The sequence below is a fragment of the Bacillus sp. Xin1 genome, from assembly GCF_013314535.1.
GTDB lineage: Bacteria > Bacillota > Bacilli > Bacillales > Bacillaceae_G > Bacillus_A.
Map to the genome: position 1 here is coordinate 1 of NZ_JABUAE010000151.1, position 851 is coordinate 851.

2 protein-coding genes are annotated in these 851 nt (G+C 36.9%); one reads left to right on the plus strand and one right to left on the minus strand.

Annotation, left to right across the window (positions count from 1 at the left end; translation table 11 throughout):
- Positions 1-257 (plus strand): hypothetical protein (locus HRG09_RS28675; protein ID WP_217448200.1); only part of this gene is annotated, 257 nt, incomplete at its 5' end.
- Between the two features lie 240 nt (positions 258-497).
- Here HRG09_RS28675 and HRG09_RS28200 read toward each other — a convergent pair.
- A partial coding sequence (locus HRG09_RS28200; protein ID WP_174104085.1) for a hypothetical protein occupies positions 498-851 on the minus strand: 354 nt, incomplete at its 5' end.

An 851-nucleotide genomic window follows, 5' to 3' on the forward strand; every position in this document is an offset into this window, starting at 1 on the left:
AACGAAACCGAAGTCTTGGCTCAGACTTCGGTTTTTCGACATACAATGAATTACAGGAGCTACGTAAGCGTAGTGAAACAATTCACATGGGTTTAGCGAATTGCCGAGCGTTTCCCCATGATAGCCTCGTTTGGCTGCCAGGCCAAGAAGTGGAAGTGTTGTGGAGCGGGTTTGCTTTTTATTTCTACTTGAATGACTTTCAAGTCTTTATTTCTTCGAAGCTGATCTTAGAAAAAACGCTCCGGCCACGCCGTTAAGCGACAGCCTGGAACCCAGCTATTGTTTCTCCCTTGTATTTCCTTCCTAGTCTACAAGAGCGGGTTAGCGGGTGGAGTAGGTGGGGAGCGGTGTTATCAGCCTGTTAGTCAGCGTTTTTTGCTGGCTTACAGACTGTTCATGAGCCCAAAGTAAGTGTTTTTCTTTTAAAATCAAAAAAAGACTTGCGATCTAAAATCGCAAGTCAACACATAACCGATTGATAATAATTCAAAGATTAATTACATAATCATAGATTCAATCTTAGTTTTTGCTGATTCAATTACTGATTTTATTAAGTGCTCTTCCTTTGGTTTACATGTAATCCATGCAATTTTAAAGCTATTTGAACTTTCAAGAGTAGAAATTATTTTTTCAAGATCTTCTGCACTATTTATAGTGCTTAATAACTCTTTTACTTTTAATAATGCATCAGTAGAAGATGCTACAACATTTGTTTCTTGTACAACATAGTCGTGTAATACTTCTAATAATTGATTAGTTACTACTTCCCAGAAATCGTTCTTTTTTTGTGTTGTTAGATCTTCTACAAACAATTTAGTAATGATTCTTGGCTTTTCACCATTTACAATTAG